Source organism: Klebsiella planticola ATCC 33531, assembly GCF_000735435.1.
In the GTDB taxonomy this organism is placed as follows: Bacteria; Pseudomonadota; Gammaproteobacteria; order Enterobacterales; family Enterobacteriaceae; genus Klebsiella; species Klebsiella planticola.
In genome coordinates, this window is sequence record NZ_JMPP01000014.1 from 167,200 (window position 1) to 181,176 (window position 13,977).

Annotated in this window: 16 protein-coding genes; 7 read left to right on the top strand and 9 right to left on the bottom strand. The window is 56.0% G+C overall.

Annotation, left to right across the window (positions count from 1 at the left end; all coding sequences use genetic code 11):
• Positions 1-246: 246 nt before the first annotated feature.
• Positions 247-1,926, top strand: coding sequence for an NAD-dependent DNA ligase LigB (gene ligB, locus GRPL_RS20495; protein ID WP_032698541.1), 1,680 nt, complete (start codon positions 247-249; stop codon positions 1,924-1,926).
• Positions 1,927-1,931: 5 nt separating this feature from the next.
• Here ligB and GRPL_RS20490 read toward each other — a convergent pair whose 3' ends face one another.
• Together GRPL_RS20490 and GRPL_RS20485 are read right to left on the bottom strand one after the other, a co-directional pair.
• Positions 1,932-2,549: a trimeric intracellular cation channel family protein gene (locus GRPL_RS20490; protein WP_004868959.1), complete on the bottom strand. Its 618-nt coding sequence runs from the start codon at positions 2,547-2,549 to the stop codon at positions 1,932-1,934.
• Between the two features lie 207 nt (positions 2,550-2,756).
• On the bottom strand, positions 2,757-3,620 hold the full coding sequence (locus tag GRPL_RS20485) for a YicC/YloC family endoribonuclease (protein ID WP_032698543.1): 864 nt from the start codon (positions 3,618-3,620) through the stop codon (positions 2,757-2,759).
• Between the two features lie 239 nt (positions 3,621-3,859).
• On the opposite strand from GRPL_RS20485, the gene rph reads away from it, so the two are divergent.
• A complete protein-coding gene (gene rph, locus GRPL_RS20480) occupies positions 3,860-4,576 on the top strand; it encodes a ribonuclease PH (protein WP_032690259.1) in 717 nt (238 codons plus the stop codon).
• 175 nt (positions 4,577-4,751) lie between these two features.
• Positions 4,752-5,393 carry an orotate phosphoribosyltransferase gene (gene pyrE / locus GRPL_RS20475; protein ID WP_004868953.1) on the top strand — a complete coding sequence of 214 codons (642 nt, stop codon included), beginning with the start codon at positions 4,752-4,754 and terminating at the stop codon, positions 5,391-5,393.
• A 39-nt stretch (positions 5,394-5,432) separates the two neighbouring features.
• On the opposite strand, the gene slmA is transcribed toward pyrE, so the two are convergent.
• From slmA to coaBC, 3 genes are all read right to left on the bottom strand, one after another.
• Positions 5,433-6,029 (bottom strand): nucleoid occlusion factor SlmA, encoded by a 597-nt coding sequence (slmA, locus tag GRPL_RS20470; RefSeq protein WP_032690260.1) that lies wholly within the window; start codon positions 6,027-6,029, stop codon positions 5,433-5,435.
• A gap of 125 nt (positions 6,030-6,154) precedes the next feature.
• Complete coding sequence (dut, locus tag GRPL_RS20465) at positions 6,155-6,613, bottom strand: dUTP diphosphatase (RefSeq protein WP_004868951.1); 459 nt, start codon at positions 6,611-6,613, stop codon at positions 6,155-6,157.
• Positions 6,591-7,802, bottom strand: a complete 1,212-nt coding sequence (coaBC, locus tag GRPL_RS20460) for a bifunctional phosphopantothenoylcysteine decarboxylase/phosphopantothenate--cysteine ligase CoaBC (RefSeq protein WP_072000064.1) — start codon at positions 7,800-7,802, stop codon at positions 6,591-6,593. Before coaBC ends, dut begins: the two co-directional genes overlap by 23 nt.
• 174 nt (positions 7,803-7,976) lie before the next feature.
• On the opposite strand from coaBC, the gene radC reads away from it, so the two are divergent.
• From radC to mutM, 4 genes are all read left to right on the top strand, one after another.
• Entirely contained in the window at positions 7,977-8,642 is a 666-nt protein-coding gene (gene radC / locus GRPL_RS20455; RefSeq protein ID WP_032690262.1) for a RadC family protein, read from the top strand.
• 216 nt (positions 8,643-8,858) lie between these two features.
• Entirely contained in the window at positions 8,859-9,095 is a 237-nt protein-coding gene (rpmB, locus tag GRPL_RS20450) for a 50S ribosomal protein L28 (protein ID WP_002436699.1), read from the top strand.
• A 20-nt stretch (positions 9,096-9,115) separates the two neighbouring features.
• On the top strand, positions 9,116-9,283 hold the full coding sequence (rpmG, locus tag GRPL_RS20445; RefSeq protein ID WP_003024094.1) for a 50S ribosomal protein L33: 168 nt from the start codon (positions 9,116-9,118) through the stop codon (positions 9,281-9,283).
• A gap of 146 nt (positions 9,284-9,429) precedes the next feature.
• The gene (mutM, locus tag GRPL_RS20440) at positions 9,430-10,239 is read left to right on the top strand and encodes a bifunctional DNA-formamidopyrimidine glycosylase/DNA-(apurinic or apyrimidinic site) lyase (protein ID WP_032697013.1); all 810 of its coding nucleotides are present in this window, start codon (positions 9,430-9,432) and stop codon (positions 10,237-10,239) included.
• A 92-nt stretch (positions 10,240-10,331) separates the two neighbouring features.
• Here the strand turns inward: mutM and coaD are convergent, their stop codons facing one another.
• From coaD to GRPL_RS20420, 4 genes are all read right to left on the bottom strand, one after another.
• Positions 10,332-10,826, bottom strand: a complete 495-nt coding sequence (gene coaD, locus GRPL_RS20435) for a pantetheine-phosphate adenylyltransferase (protein WP_032698546.1) — start codon at positions 10,824-10,826, stop codon at positions 10,332-10,334.
• A 2-nt stretch (positions 10,827-10,828) separates the two neighbouring features.
• Positions 10,829-11,599, bottom strand: coding sequence for a glycosyltransferase family 2 protein (locus GRPL_RS20430; protein WP_032690265.1), 771 nt, complete (start codon positions 11,597-11,599; stop codon positions 10,829-10,831).
• A complete protein-coding gene (gene waaA, locus GRPL_RS20425; RefSeq protein WP_032690266.1) occupies positions 11,599-12,873 on the bottom strand; it encodes a lipid IV(A) 3-deoxy-D-manno-octulosonic acid transferase in 1,275 nt (424 codons plus the stop codon). Before waaA ends, GRPL_RS20430 begins: the two co-directional genes overlap by 1 nt.
• Positions 12,874-12,964: 91 nt before the next feature.
• Entirely contained in the window at positions 12,965-13,954 is a 990-nt protein-coding gene (locus tag GRPL_RS20420; RefSeq protein WP_032690267.1) for a glycosyltransferase, read from the bottom strand.
• Positions 13,955-13,977 lie beyond the last annotated feature (23 nt).

Consider the following 13,977-nt stretch of genomic DNA (forward strand, 5'->3'; position numbering starts at 1 on the left):
TGTATGTGATTGTCGAAAGAGATACTACATACGAGCCTATTATACACGGCGCCGCACCGTGACGCAGTCCCTGTCACACTTTTTGCTTCTGTTTCTTTCATTTTGCTAGCCGTTTCCCTGATTTCGCCGTGTATTACACAGAAGACAAACAAAGTCTGGATGTCCGATCGCAGCGTGATAAATCCCTCGTCGCCGCATAAAACCGCTCTCCTGCAGAATGTTCGCCGGTAAACAGGAGGTGGAGTCATGCATAAATGGATCTGGATGATTGGCGCGTGGGCGGTGGCTGGATACGGGCAGACTGCCTGCCCTGAATGGCCGCAGGCGCAGGCCCGGCAGGAGGTACATCGTCTGAACCAGCAGGTGACGGCCTGGAACAATGCATACTGGCGACAGGGAAGCAGTGGGGTCAGTGATGAGATATACGACCAGCTTTCGGCGCGACTCATGCAGTGGCGGCGTTGTTTTTCGCTGGTGTCGCCCGCGGATAACGCTGATGTGCCGCCCACAACCGGAGAGGTCGGGCATCCGGTTGCCCATACCGGCGTGCGTAAACTGGCCGATCAATCGGATGTCGCGCGGTGGATGCGCGATAAAACGGATCTCTGGGTGCAGCCGAAGGTGGACGGTGTCGCCGTGACGCTGGTGTATCGCCACGGGCGGCTGGCACAGGCCATTAGCCGTGGCGATGGTCGATCCGGGGAGGAGTGGACCGCCAGGGTGCGGCAGATTCCAGCCGTGCCGAAGGTGACGGAGGGCGAGCTGGCGAACAGCGTGCTGCAGGGAGAGCTTTTCCTGCAGCGCGACGGACATGTGCAGAAGCAGATGGGGGGAATGAATGCCCGGGCGAAAGTGGCCGGTACTCTGATGCGCCTTGATAGCTCGGCGCAGCTCGCGGAGCTGGGGATCTTTATCTGGGCATGGCCAGATGGTCCTCAGGATATGCGCCAGCGTCTGGCCCTGTTGCGCAAGAGCGGATTTCTCCATAGCGCATCTTTTACGCAGTCCGTTACGGATGCTCAGCAGGTGGTACGGTGGCGAGAGCGCTGGTTAACCTCGCCTCTGCCTTTTGCTACCGATGGCGTGGTCGTGCGCCGAGGCCACGAACCCGCCGGGCGATTGTGGGCGCCAGGGCAGGGTGAGTGGGTCGTTGCGTGGAAGTATCCGCCGGCGTCGCGGTTAATGGAAGTACGCGGCATTCACTTTCGGGTCGGGCGCAGCGGCAAAATTTCCGTCGTCGCGCTGCTGGAGCCGCAGTACCTGGATGACAAACGGGTTAAGCAAGTCAGTATCGGGTCGCTTTCCCGTTGGAAGCGCCTGGATATTGGTCCCGGCGATCAGCTACAAATCAGTCTGGCGGGCCAGGGCATTCCGCGTCTCGACAGCGTCGTATGGCGATCGGCGCAGCGTACGAAACCGCAGCCACCCCCGGAACGGTTTACCCCATTGACCTGCTATTTCACCACGCCGGGGTGTGACGCGCAGTTTCTCGCAAGGCTTATCTGGCTGTCGTCAAAACCGATTCTGAATCTTGATGGCGTGGGTGAATCAGTGTGGCGCACGGTGCAACATGCGCGCCCGCTGGAGCATCTGTTCTCTTGGCTGACATTGACGCCAGCGCAGCTGCAGGGGATTCCAGGGATAACCGCCGGGCGCGGGCAGCGGCTTTGGCACCAGTTTAATCTGGCGCGCGAACAGCCCTTTCTGCGCTGGGTCCAGGCGATGGGCGTACCGATACCCCGGGTGGCGCTTGCCGGTCTGGCGAGGGAAAACTGGCAGCAGCTACGGGAACGTTCTGAAGAACAGTGGCAGCGTCTACCGGGCATGGGGGCAGAGAGAGCGAGACAGCTGGTTGCCTTTCTCCAGCACCCGGATGTTGCCGCGCTGGCGCAGTGGCTCAGCGGGCAACATATTCCCGGGTTTTGAGGAGATCAGTGGGCGTTATGGTTGTAGTGGAAGACGGGCAGCCCCAGCTTCCAGCGCAGCGCCAGCATGCGAGCGGTAAAGCCAAACAGCAAGGTGGAGATCACCACGACGTCGTGGCTGCTGACGTAATGCTGCAGGGCAATATAGAGGATAGCTGCCGCAAAAGAGATGCCGGCATACAGCTCTTTCTGGAAAACCAGCGGGATGCGCTTGCAGAACATGTCCCGCAGTACGCCGCCAAATACGCCGGTAATCACTGCGGCAATAGAGGCGATCACCGGTCCTTCTCCCATATCCAGCGCGATTTGCGCGCCGATAATCGAGAATACCACCAGGCCCAGGGCATCGAGGACCAGAAACAGGCGGCGCAGATGGGGCATGACCGGCGCAGCAATGGTCGTTAACACTGCCGCGACGGCGACGATAATGACGTATTCCGGATGTTTTACCCAGCCCAGCGGGTAGTGGCCCAGCAGGATATCCCGGACTGAGCCGCCGCCCAGTGCGGTGGCGGTAGCAATGATGATGACGCCAAAAGTGTCCATCCGGCGGCGACCGGCGGCCAGAGCGCCGGTCATCGCTTCCGCGGTAATACCGATTAAATACAGAATATGAAGCAGCATAAATCCCCCACAATGATGTCGGGCAGATTAGCGATTTGTGCGTAAGATCACGATTGAGATTTTCTAAGGTGAAGCATTTACACCAGGAAAAACTAATGTGAGAGATATTTCATGAGCAGTATTGCAGGGGGATGTTGATCGAAGGATGAGAAAAAAAGATAAGTAAAAGTAATGCTGGCTCGCAACAAGACGAGCCAGCAAAAGAGATTACTCGATGTTCTGGATCTGCTCGCGCATTTGCTCGATCAGGACTTTCAGTTCGATGGCGGAATTGGTCACTTCGGCATTAATGGATTTTGATGCCAGCGTGTTCGACTCGCGGTTAAATTCCTGCATCATAAAGTCAAGACGGCGGCCAACGGCTTCTTTCTTCTTCAGGATGTTCCAGGTCTCTTTTACGTGCGCTTCCAGACGGTCCAGCTCTTCGGCGACGTCGATACGCTGTGCCATTAGCACCAGCTCTTGTTCGAGACGGTTGTTTTCCAGCTGCACTTCCGCATCTTCCAGTTTGGCCACCAGGCGTTCGCGCTGCCACTGTAAGATTTCCGGCATATGAGCGCGCACTTTGGCGACCTCAGTGGTGACGCCTTCCAGACGTTGCTCAATAAGCGCTTTCAGCGCCTGACCTTCGGTCTCGCGGGCAACGATAAAATCATCCAGCGCGCCGTTCAGGGCCGACAGAATATCAGCGGCAATCGCATCGAGATCTTGTTCCTGAGCGGCCATGACTCCAGGCCAGCGCAGAATATCAACCGGGTTGATTTCGCCTTCGTCGCTCTGCATCTTGACCCAGTTGGCGGCATTGACCAGCTGTTTTGCCAGGTTTTCGTTGAGAATCAGCTCGCTCTGGGCGCTGGGATCCTGCTCAAAACGCAAGGTACATTCAACTTTGCCACGGGTCAGGCGAGAACGAATACGCTCGCGCACGACAGGCTCCAGGCTACGGAACTGCTCCGGCAGACGGAAATAAGTTTCCAGATATCGTTGGTTTACCGAGCGCAGTTCCCATGCGGCGCTGCCCCATTCACCCTTGATTTCACGCCGGGCATAGGCGGTCATACTGCGGATCATAGACGTTCCTGTTTTTAAAGGAGAGTGAGGTGGATTATAGCTTTCAGGGCCTTATCAGGATAGGAATAAGCGAGCATTATCCGTATATACACGTTATCCTTCTGACAGCCCCTCTGTTGGTGGCATCGCTCCGCCCTGAGCGCCAGTTATCTATGCTGTCAGGGGCGCGTCACCTCATGCATCCCGCATGATTTTGTGTATAATGCGCGCCACATTCGTTTCAAGCCGGAGAGATCATTATGCGTCCAGCAGGTCGTAGCGCTAATCAGGTGCGTCCCGTCACCCTGACCCGTAACTATACAATACACGCAGAAGGCTCCGTGCTGGTCGAATTTGGTGACACTAAAGTGTTGTGCACCGCATCGATCGATGAAGGCGTGCCGCGCTTCCTGAAAGGTCAGGGCCAGGGTTGGATCACGGCGGAATATGGCATGCTGCCGCGTGCAACGCATACCCGTAACGCGCGTGAAGCCGCGAAAGGGAAACAGGGCGGCCGTACCATGGAAATCCAGCGTCTGATTGCCCGTGCCCTGCGCGCGGCGGTAGACCTGAAAGCGCTTGGCGAATTCACCATTACCCTTGATTGCGACGTGCTGCAGGCAGACGGCGGTACTCGTACCGCATCGATTACCGGCGCCTGTGTGGCGCTGGCCGATGCGCTGAATAAGCTGGTGGCGGCGGGTAAACTGAAAACCAACCCGATGAAAGGGATGGTGGCGGCGGTTTCTGTCGGTATCGTCAATGGCGAAGCGCTTTGCGATCTGGAATATGTCGAGGATTCAGCGGCGGAAACCGATATGAACGTGGTGATGACCGAAGATGGTCGCATCATTGAGGTACAGGGCACCGCGGAAGGCGAGCCGTTTACCCACGAAGAGCTACTCACCTTGCTGGCGCTGGCCCGCGGGGGTATCGAATCCATTGTCGCGACGCAGAAAGCGGCGTTAGAAAATTAATTTTAAGGGCGGCTGATGAGCCGCCCTTTTTTTTACGTTTTATCCTTCATGCGGTCTTTCTCGGCTGCCACACGCGACCAGCTCACAGCGTTATCGACGTATCTGTGCCGCCTGATGACGCGTGAAGTATTTGGCGTAAACCTAAATGATGAAAAGTAAGATGAGGAGCGAATCCATGAAACCGTATCAGCGCCAGTTTATTGAGTTTGCGCTTAACAAGCAGGTACTTAAGTTTGGCGAATTTACGCTGAAATCCGGGCGCAAGAGCCCCTATTTCTTCAACGCCGGCCTGTTTAATACCGGGCGCGATCTGGCACTGTTAGGCCGTTTCTACGCCGAAGCGCTGGTCGATTCCGGAATTGATTTCGATCTGCTGTTTGGGCCGGCTTATAAAGGGATTCCTATCGCGACGACTACCGCGGTTGCGCTGGCGGAGCACCATGACCTGGATTTGCCTTACTGCTTTAACCGCAAAGAAGCAAAAACCCACGGTGAAGGGGGCAACCTGGTCGGCAGTCCCCTGCAGGGACGCGTCATGCTGGTTGACGATGTGATTACCGCAGGCACCGCGATTCGCGAGTCGATGGAAATTATCCAGGCGCACGGCGCGGAACTGGCCGGCGTGCTGATCTCTCTGGACCGTCAGGAACGCGGTCGCGGCGAAATCTCGGCGATTCAGGAGGTCGAGCGTGACTACGGCTGCAAAGTGATTTCTATCGTTACTCTGAAAGACCTGATTGCCTATCTGGAAGAGAAGCCGGAGATGGCTGAGCATCTGGCGACGGTACGTGCTTACCGCGAAGAGTTTGGCGTATAAGTCAAAAGCCCCGGAGGCGATATGCCTCCGGGATTTCCGCTACCGCAGCTGTGCGGCGACCAGCGGCCAGCGGGCGTCAAAATCATCCGTCGGACGATATTTAAACTCGCTGCGCACAAAACGCGACAGCATGCCTTCGCAAAATGCCAGTAGCTGGCTGGCCAGTAGCGCCTCATCGATGGTGTAGCCTTCACCTTCACGCATTTTCTTCTCACGCATGACCTGGCGTAGCTGAACCTCGATACGCTCAAACAGCTGGTTAATCCGCCCCTGGAGACGATCCTGTTCGAACATCAGCGCATGGCCGGTCAGAATGCGCGTCAGCCCAGGATTACGCTCACCAAACCCAAGAATCAGCAGCACAATCAGACGCAGGCGCGCTGATGTATCTTTTTCATCTTTTAAAATCAAATTGATGCGCGTAATCAGACTGTCTTCGATAAACTCGATCAGGCTATCGAACATGCGGGTTTTACTGGGGAAATGGCGGTACAACGCCGCTTCGGACACGCCGACAGACGCCGCCAGTTTCGCTGTGGTAATGCGTTGGCTACCATCGCTGGATTCAAGCATCAGGGCCAGAGACTGAAGTATTTCTTCGCGACGATTCCTTTTCGCAGTTTGTTTTTCTGCCATGTTTTAAAATACCCCTGAAAATAAGCACTTGTCAGGCAGGCATCCACAAAGTGACCGCAAACGGTCGTTTGCGGTGATGTTATTGCATTAGTGCACTTTGGGATGCGGATTCGATGTGGTCGGGCTTATGCGCGCCCTGAGTGACCAAAGCCACCTTCGCCACGTTCGGTGGCGTCAAAATCTTCCACCAGGTTAAATTCCGCCTGTACGACGGGTACAAAGACCATTTGAGCGATGCGCTCGCCAGGTTCAATCGTAAAGCTCTGCTGGCCGCGGTTCCAGACGGAAACCATCAGCTGCCCCTGGTAGTCGGAGTCGATAAGACCAACCAGGTTGCCCAGAACCACGCCGTGCTTATGACCCAGCCCGGAGCGCGGTAGAATCACCGCCGCCAGAGACGGATCGGCGATATGAATAGCCAGACCGGTCGGCAACAGCGTGGTTGCACCCGGCGCCAGCTCTACGGCGTCGTCGAGACAGGCTCGCAGGTCAAGTCCGGCGGAGCCGGAGGTGGCATAGGTCGGCAGCGGAAATTGCTGGCCAACGCGCGGGTCCAGAATCTTAACGTCGATTTTTTTCATCATAACGGGTCACGATCTCGTCGAGTAATAATTGGCCAAGGAGTTCTTTACGCTCAAGTGGTAAGCGCTTATCTCCATCCTGCCAGAAAAGGTGTAATGCGTTGCTGTCGCTGTTAAATCCTTGATCAGGCTGCGAAACATCGTTAGCGCAAATCAGGTCGAGATTTTTGCGCGCGCGTTTTTGCCTCGCGTATTCTTCCACATTATTCGTTTCGGCGGCAAACCCTACGACAAAAGGCCGATTAGCCGTGAGTGCTGCCACCCCGGCAACAATATCCGGATTTTTGACCATTTTGAGGGTGAGTTCATCACCTTGCTTTTTAATTTTTTCTTCAGCGATGGCGACGGCACGATAGTCGGCTACGGCGGCACAACCAATAAAAATCTGCTGCTGCTGAGCGCTTTGCTGGACCGCCGCTTCCATTTCCAGCGCGGTCGTTACATCGATTCGCTGGACAAACGGCGGCGTCGGTAATGCAACCGGCCCGCTCACCAGCGTGACGTTCGCCCCGCGGCTTGCGGCAGCGGCGGCAATGGCAAACCCCATCTTGCCGGAGCTGTGGTTAGTAATATAACGCACCGGATCCAGCGGTTCACGCGTGGGGCCCGCGGTAATCATGATGTTGAGATGTTGCAAATCTTTGACAGGCGAAAAATGCGCGGCGGCTAAATCAACAATCGTCATCGGATCCAGCATGCGGCCAGGGCCAATGTCGCCACAGGCCTGGCTACCGCTGTCTGGGCCCCAGAGCAGTAAGCCGCGTGAGGCAAGCACCTCAAGGTTATGCTGCGTAGCCGCTGCGCGGTACATTTGCTGATTCATCGCCGGGACAACGGCAACCGGAGAGGGGGTCGCGAGGCAGATAGTGGAAACCAGATCGTTGGCCATACCGGCCGCGACGCGGGCAATCAGATCGGCGGTTGCCGGGGCGAGGATAACCAGGTCCGCCCACTTGCCCAGCTCTATGTGACCCATCGCAGCTTCCGCGGCCGGATCGAGCAGACTATCGGAGACCGGATAGCCAGACACTGCCTGCAGGCTCAGTGGCGTAATGAAGGCTTTGGCGGCTTCCGTCATGGCAACACGCACATCCGCGCCTCGGTCACGCAGGCGGCGCACCAGTTCCGGCGTTTTATAGGCAGCAATGCCGCCGCTCACGCCAAGAACGATCTTTTTACCAGCCAGACTCATCATGATTCTTTCCTGTTGCAGTACACCAGAATCCGCGCATATTACCACAATCCGGTCGCCGTCGCGTGACTGCCAGGAATTCACTTTGCGAGGCGCTGCGCAAGAGGTACATGCGGTAGTCGGCAGCACCGTCGGGCTGTGCCAGGATGGGGGGCACGAGAAAGGAGAGGCCCTATGGATACACCGGAACCCCTGATGCCACGGGAAAAAATGTGGCTTTACGGCATTGAAACGTTGTCGGACGTTGAGCTGCTGGCGCTGTTTTTACGCACCGGAACGCGGGATAAAGATGTCATGACGTACTCGCATGACCTGCTACAGCGTTTTGGTTCGCTGTATGGTCTGCTGTCAGCGAATAAAGCACAGTTTGAGACGGTAGACGGGATTGGCCTGGCGAAATATGCCCAGCTAAAAGGGGTGGCTGAGCTGGCGCGGCGTTATTTTAGCCTGCGGCTGGTTGAAGAGCCTTCTCTGGTCACGCCGATGATGACGCTGGAGTTTTTGCAAAGCCATCTCTCTGATGAAGAGCGGGAGATCTTCATCGTGATCTTTTTAGATAATCAGAACCGGGTATTGAAACATAGCCGGCTTTTTTCTGGTACTCTTAGCCACGTAGAGGTGCATCCGCGAGAAATTGTACGCGAAGCCATCAAAGTGAACGCCGCTGCGGTGATCCTTGCACATAATCATCCGTCCGGTAGTCCCGAGCCGAGTAAGGCCGACAGACTGATGACCGAACGTGTGGTAAAGTGTTGTGGTTTCATGGATATACGAGTACTCGATCATCTCGTAATCGGCCGCGGTGCGTACGTATCTTTTGCCGAACGCGGCTGGATTTAGCCCCGATCACGCGATCCAGCGGGATCTTTGTCTGTTCGGGACTTGAGCACATCGCCGAGTCAGCGTATACTACGCCACCTTTGAGAATCTCGGGTTTGGCATTTGGGCCTGGCAATCGATGGTTCACTTAGAACTGCGATGACCGGGCTGTAAAGCCTGACGAGGCGCCGATACCCCATACGAAGCTCGAGCTAATTTGATTTTTGGAGAATAGACATGTCCCGAGTCTGCCAAGTTACTGGCAAGCGTCCGGTGACCGGTAACAACCGTTCCCACGCACTGAACGCGACCAAACGCCGTTTCCTGCCGAACCTGCACTCTCACCGTTTCTGGGTTGAGAGCGAAAAGCGTTTTGTCACCCTGCGTGTATCTGCTAAAGGTATGCGTGTTATTGATAAGAAAGGCATCGATACAGTTCTGTCTGAACTGCGTGCCCGTGGCGAAAAGTACTAAGTACTAAGAGGAAATAAATCATGGCTAAAGGTATTCGTGAGAAAATCAAGCTGGTTTCTTCTGCTGGTACTGGTCACTTCTATACCACCACGAAGAACAAACGTACTAAGCCGGAAAAACTGGAACTGAAAAAATTCGATCCAGTTGTCCGTCAGCACGTTTTATACAAAGAAGCTAAAATCAAATAATTTTAGTTTCCTTGTAAAGAAAACCCCGCCCCGGCGGGGTTTTTTGTTTTTGTCCGGCAGACACCGTCGGATAAACCCTGCCGGGAATTTACTTCCCTACCGTCTGTTGCTGCATCACAATACTCTGGGTTAACGGAGGAAAACGAATGCCTGAATTACCTGAGGTAGAAACCAGCCGGCGTGGCATCGAACCATACCTGGTGGGCGCGACCATTCTGCATGCTGTTATTCGCAACGGACGTCTGCGCTGGCCGGTCAGTGAAGAAATCTATCGGTTGAGCGACATACCGGTGCTGAGCGTGCAGCGGCGTGCCAAATATCTGCTGCTCGAGCTTCCCGGCGGCTGGATTATTATCCACCTTGGGATGTCGGGAAGTCTGCGGATTCTGAGTGAAGAGCTGCCTGCAGAAAAGCACGATCACGTTGACCTGGTGATGAGTAATGGCAAGGTCCTGCGCTACACCGACCCGCGCCGCTTTGGCGCCTGGCTGTGGACCCGCACGCTGGAAGGACATCCTGCGTTGGCGCATCTTGGTCCAGAGCCCTTAAGCGATGATTTTAATGCCGACTATTTGCAGCACAAGTGCGCGAAAAAGAAAACCGCCATTAAGCCCTGGCTGATGGATAACAAGCTGGTGGTCGGGGTAGGCAATATCTACGCCAGCGAATCGCTGTTTTCGGCCGGGATCCATCCCGATCGGCTGGCGTCTTCGCTGTCGCGCGAAGAGTGCGAACGGCTGGTAAAAGTGATTAAAGCGGTGCTGCTACGCTCGATTGAGCAGGGGGGAACGACGCTGAAGGATTTCCTGCAAAGTGATGGCAAGCCGGGCTACTTCGCCCAGGAGCTGCAGGTTTATGGCCGCAAGGGCGAACTTTGTCGCGTTTGTGGTACGCCGATTACGGCCAGCAAACATGCTCAGCGGGCAACATTTTATTGCCGCCAGTGCCAGAAGTAAGGGCTGATGTTGCCACCATCCCGGTGACGCTTCGCTGAGCGGGCTACGAGTCTACGCGATTGCTGACGGGTAGCCCGGACGGGGGCCGGGCATCATTCTGCGGCGCAAGATGACAGCTTTTTCAGCAGCGCCTGGTGTACGTTGGCCGGCAGGAAGTGGGAAACATCGCCCTGGTGGCGGGCCACTTCCTTCACCAGCGATGAAGAGATAAACGACCACTCTTTGCAGGGCATCAGGAAGACGCTTTCCAGGGTCGGCATCAGGTGGCGGTTCATATGTGCCAGCTGCATCTCATATTCGAAATCCGCTACCGCGCGTAAACCGCGAATGAGGATATTCGCCTGCTGCGCGCGGGCAAAATTCGCCATCAGATCGCTGAAACCAACCACCTCGACGTTGACCAGATGCACCGTTGCCTGCTCCGCCAGCGCAATACGCTCGTCGAGCGTGAACATCGGTTTTTTGCTCGGGCTGGCGGCAATGGCCAGCAGCACCTTGTCAAACATGCTGGCGGCACGCGTGACGATATCGATATGCCCGTTGGTAATGGGGTCGAAGGTGCCCGGATAGATCGCTTTTGTGCTCATAATTACACTTTCTCTGAATAGCCGCGGCTCAGCGCCCACAGCTCGGTGTATTTATTAAACGTATACTGCGCATTGACCACGGCGAGTAGCCAGCCCTGTTTACCATCCAGCACGCCGCCACGCAGCAGCAGCGTTTTCACAAAAGCTCCCAGCGTATGGCCGAAGATGCTCGCCAGAGAGGTTTTCTTCCCCTTCTGGTGACGCTCCCGTGCCCAGGCTGAGGCATAGGCCAGCTGCTTTTGCTGGAAGCCGGAGAAGTCGCGGCAGGTCAGATGCAGTAAATCGCCCGGCAGCTCGATAACCTGCGCGCCTTTGGCATCAAGCGATTCGTGCACCAGATTATTGTTATAGCGGAAACGGCTGCGTTCGTACAAACGCATGACGCGGTCGGGATACCAGCCGCTATGGCGCATAAAGCGGCCAAGGAAATAGTTACGCCGGGCGATGCTGTAGACGGCGCCGCTTTGGGGCGCCTCCAGTACGCGGCGAAGCGAGCTGGCCAGCTCCGGCGTCACGCGCTCATCGGTATCAATCATCAGCACATAGTCGCCGGTCGCGTAGTCCTGGGCGCGCTGACGCTGAATACCGTAGCCTTGCCAGTCGCTGTTGATGTAGACCGTTGCGCCGAGGCTGCGGGCCAGTTCGACGGTGTTATCGCTACTGCCAGAGTCCAGCAGCACGATTTCATCGGCCCAGTCTACCGAGGCCAGGCAATCAGCCAGCAGATCCGCCGCATTTTTGGCGATCATCACGACGGACAGTCGGGTCGACATTAGTGGCTCCGCTGCGGCAGATAGGGTTGCAGTAAATGTAGCAGACGCGAGAGCGCACCCTGGTTTTGATGCAACACTTCCACCGCGTGACGGCCGTACCACAGACGATAGTCTTCATCGGTGAGCAGATTGGCGACCTGGGTGACCAGCGAACTGACGTCGGTGACCGTAATCAGGCCATCGTCCTGCTGCAACTTGGCGCAAATATCTTTGAAGTTGAAGGTGTGCGGGCCCATCAGTACCGGGATGGCGTGTGCCGCCGGCTCCAGCGGGTTGTGACCGCCGCGCTCGACCAGACTGCCGCCGACGAAGGCGAGGTCGGCAATGCCGTACAGCAGCATCAGCTCGCCCATGGTATCGCCGATCACCACCTGGGTGCTGTTCGACGGGATTTCGCCGGTACTGCGCAGCGTGAAGCTCATCCCCGCTTTCTGCACCATTTCTCGTGCATCGGCGAAGCGCTCCGGGTGACGAGGGACGAGAATCAACAGCAGGTCCGGGAAGGTATCGAGCAGCTTCCTGTGCGCCTGCAGGATAATTTGTTCTTCACCATCATGGGTGCTGGTGGCGATCCAGACTTTGCGGTGCGGCGCCCACTGGCGACGGAGGGTAATCGCGCGTGCCGCCAGCTCTGGCGTCACGGAAATATCAAATTTGAGGCTGCCGGTAACCGCCAGCTGGTTGCGCTTCAGACCCAGCGCCAGAAAGCGATTGCCGTCTTCTTCATTCTGCGCAGCAATCAGCGTGATGCGACTGAGCAGCCGACGCATAAATTTCCCAAGTTTCGCGTAGCCTTTGGCGGAACGCTCCGACAAACGGGCGTTAGCGATGACCAGCGGGATTTTACGTTTGTGCAGCGCGGCGACCATATTCGGCCACAGCTCGGTTTCCATCACGATAACCAGCTTCGGTTGCACCGTGTTGAGAAAGCGGTTCATGGCGCAGGGCAAATCGTAAGGCAGATAGACATGGTGAACATCTTTGCCGAAGGCGGACATGGCGCGTTCTGAGCCGGTCGGCGTCATGGTGGTGACGGTGATAGGCAGCGAGGGGTAGCGGTGGCGCAGCGCGCGCACGAGCGGGATAGCAGCAAGCGTCTCACCCACGGAAACGGAATGCAGCAGAATCCCATCCGGCGCTACCTTGTTCTGACAGAAGCCATAACGTTCAGCCCAGCGCTTTCGGTAGGCAGGGGCCTTACGGCTGCGCAGCAGCAGTCGCAGCCATACCAGCGGCTGAATAAGATAGAGTAGGGTGGTATAAAGCAATTCCAAGCGATTTATCCGATTTATGTTTTAGCGGGCAAATTCTAAGCATTTAGCCCGCGTAAAGCTATCTCTTTGGCGGAAACAACGGGATTCAGAGTCAGGCCGCGTCGCGATAGCGTTTAATGCGCAGGTAGCGTCGGCCAAGGCGCCAGCGTAAACGGAAGGTACGCGCATTTTTCCAGATCAGACGCCAGATTCCGCGGTCAAAGAATTCTTTAATGATAATATGCTTTTTTGACTCATCTTTCATGCTATCAAAGGTATGAATAATTCCCAGCCCCTCTTTGGCGATTTGCCAGCGGCAGGCGGCAATATGACGCACCTTATCGGGATAGCGTTGGTTGATGGCTTCCAGCATCTCCAGAATTTTCATGTAGTGGCGCGCCGAGCGCATCAGCGTGTCGTCGTTGTCCGGCTTGTGCGATACCGATTCCGAGTGAATATAGTAATCGTAGAACTGTTCGCTGGTGTACTGCACGCGTTCAGCCGCCAGCAGCGCTTCGGTGGTCCATGGAATGTCCTGATGACGTAATCCGGGCTCGAAGTGGAACTTGTGCTGCATGATAAATTCGCGGCGATAGATGTTCAGCCAGGTTACGTGCAGGAATTTGCGCGAATCCAACGCCTGTTTAAGCCAGACGTGGCCTGGCAGGATACCGGTCGACGGCAGACGGTCCGGTGGAAGAATCGGGTGGATATCTTTTCGGGTTTCGTAAACGTAGCGGCCGTTACAGGTGGCGACATCAAGGCGGCCCTTTTCGGCCATCTCCAGCAGCGTGCGGTACATTCCAGGATAAAGCTTATCGTCAATATCCGGGAAGGCCAGGTACTTGCCGCTTGCCACAGCCAGGCCGGTATTACGCGCAACCGAGACGCCCTGGTTTTCCTGTTCCAGCACGATAATATGGGGTAAGCGTGCTTTCCATTCGTCGATAACCGCCAGGCTACCGTCCGTCGAACCGTCGTTGACCAGGATCAGCTCATAGCTTTCCAGCTGCTGTTGTTCAATGCACTCAAAGAATTGCGCAAGGAATTTTTCGCCGTTATAAACGGCAGCCACAATGCTCAGTAAAGGCGTTTGACTCATAAATCATTCGATCCTGGTTAAAT

Coding starts and splice junctions, on each gene's coding strand:
- GRPL_RS20420 (WP_032690267.1), bottom strand. CDS start 13,954: ATGAGTCAAACGCCTTTACTGAGCATTGTGGCTGCCGTTTATAACGGC.
- GRPL_RS20490 (WP_004868959.1), bottom strand. CDS start 2,549: ATGCTGCTTCATATTCTGTATTTAATCGGTATTACCGCGGAAGCGATG.
- rpmG (WP_003024094.1), top strand. CDS start 9,116: ATGGCTAAAGGTATTCGTGAGAAAATCAAGCTGGTTTCTTCTGCTGGT.
- dut (WP_004868951.1), bottom strand. CDS start 6,613: ATGATGAAAAAAATCGACGTTAAGATTCTGGACCCGCGCGTTGGCCAG.
- GRPL_RS20485 (WP_032698543.1), bottom strand. CDS start 3,620: ATGATCCGCAGTATGACCGCCTATGCCCGGCGTGAAATCAAGGGTGAA.
- GRPL_RS20430 (WP_032690265.1), bottom strand. CDS start 11,599: ATGTCGACCCGACTGTCCGTCGTGATGATCGCCAAAAATGCGGCGGAT.
- slmA (WP_032690260.1), bottom strand. CDS start 6,029: ATGGCAGAAAAACAAACTGCGAAAAGGAATCGTCGCGAAGAAATACTT.
- mutM (WP_032697013.1), top strand. CDS start 9,430: ATGCCTGAATTACCTGAGGTAGAAACCAGCCGGCGTGGCATCGAACCA.
- coaD (WP_032698546.1), bottom strand. CDS start 10,826: ATGAGCACAAAAGCGATCTATCCGGGCACCTTCGACCCCATTACCAAC.
- pyrE (WP_004868953.1), top strand. CDS start 4,752: ATGAAACCGTATCAGCGCCAGTTTATTGAGTTTGCGCTTAACAAGCAG.
- rph (WP_032690259.1), top strand. CDS start 3,860: ATGCGTCCAGCAGGTCGTAGCGCTAATCAGGTGCGTCCCGTCACCCTG.
- ligB (WP_032698541.1), top strand. CDS start 247: ATGCATAAATGGATCTGGATGATTGGCGCGTGGGCGGTGGCTGGATAC.
- radC (WP_032690262.1), top strand. CDS start 7,977: ATGGATACACCGGAACCCCTGATGCCACGGGAAAAAATGTGGCTTTAC.
- rpmB (WP_002436699.1), top strand. CDS start 8,859: ATGTCCCGAGTCTGCCAAGTTACTGGCAAGCGTCCGGTGACCGGTAAC.
- coaBC (WP_072000064.1), bottom strand. CDS start 7,802: ATGAGTCTGGCTGGTAAAAAGATCGTTCTTGGCGTGAGCGGCGGCATT.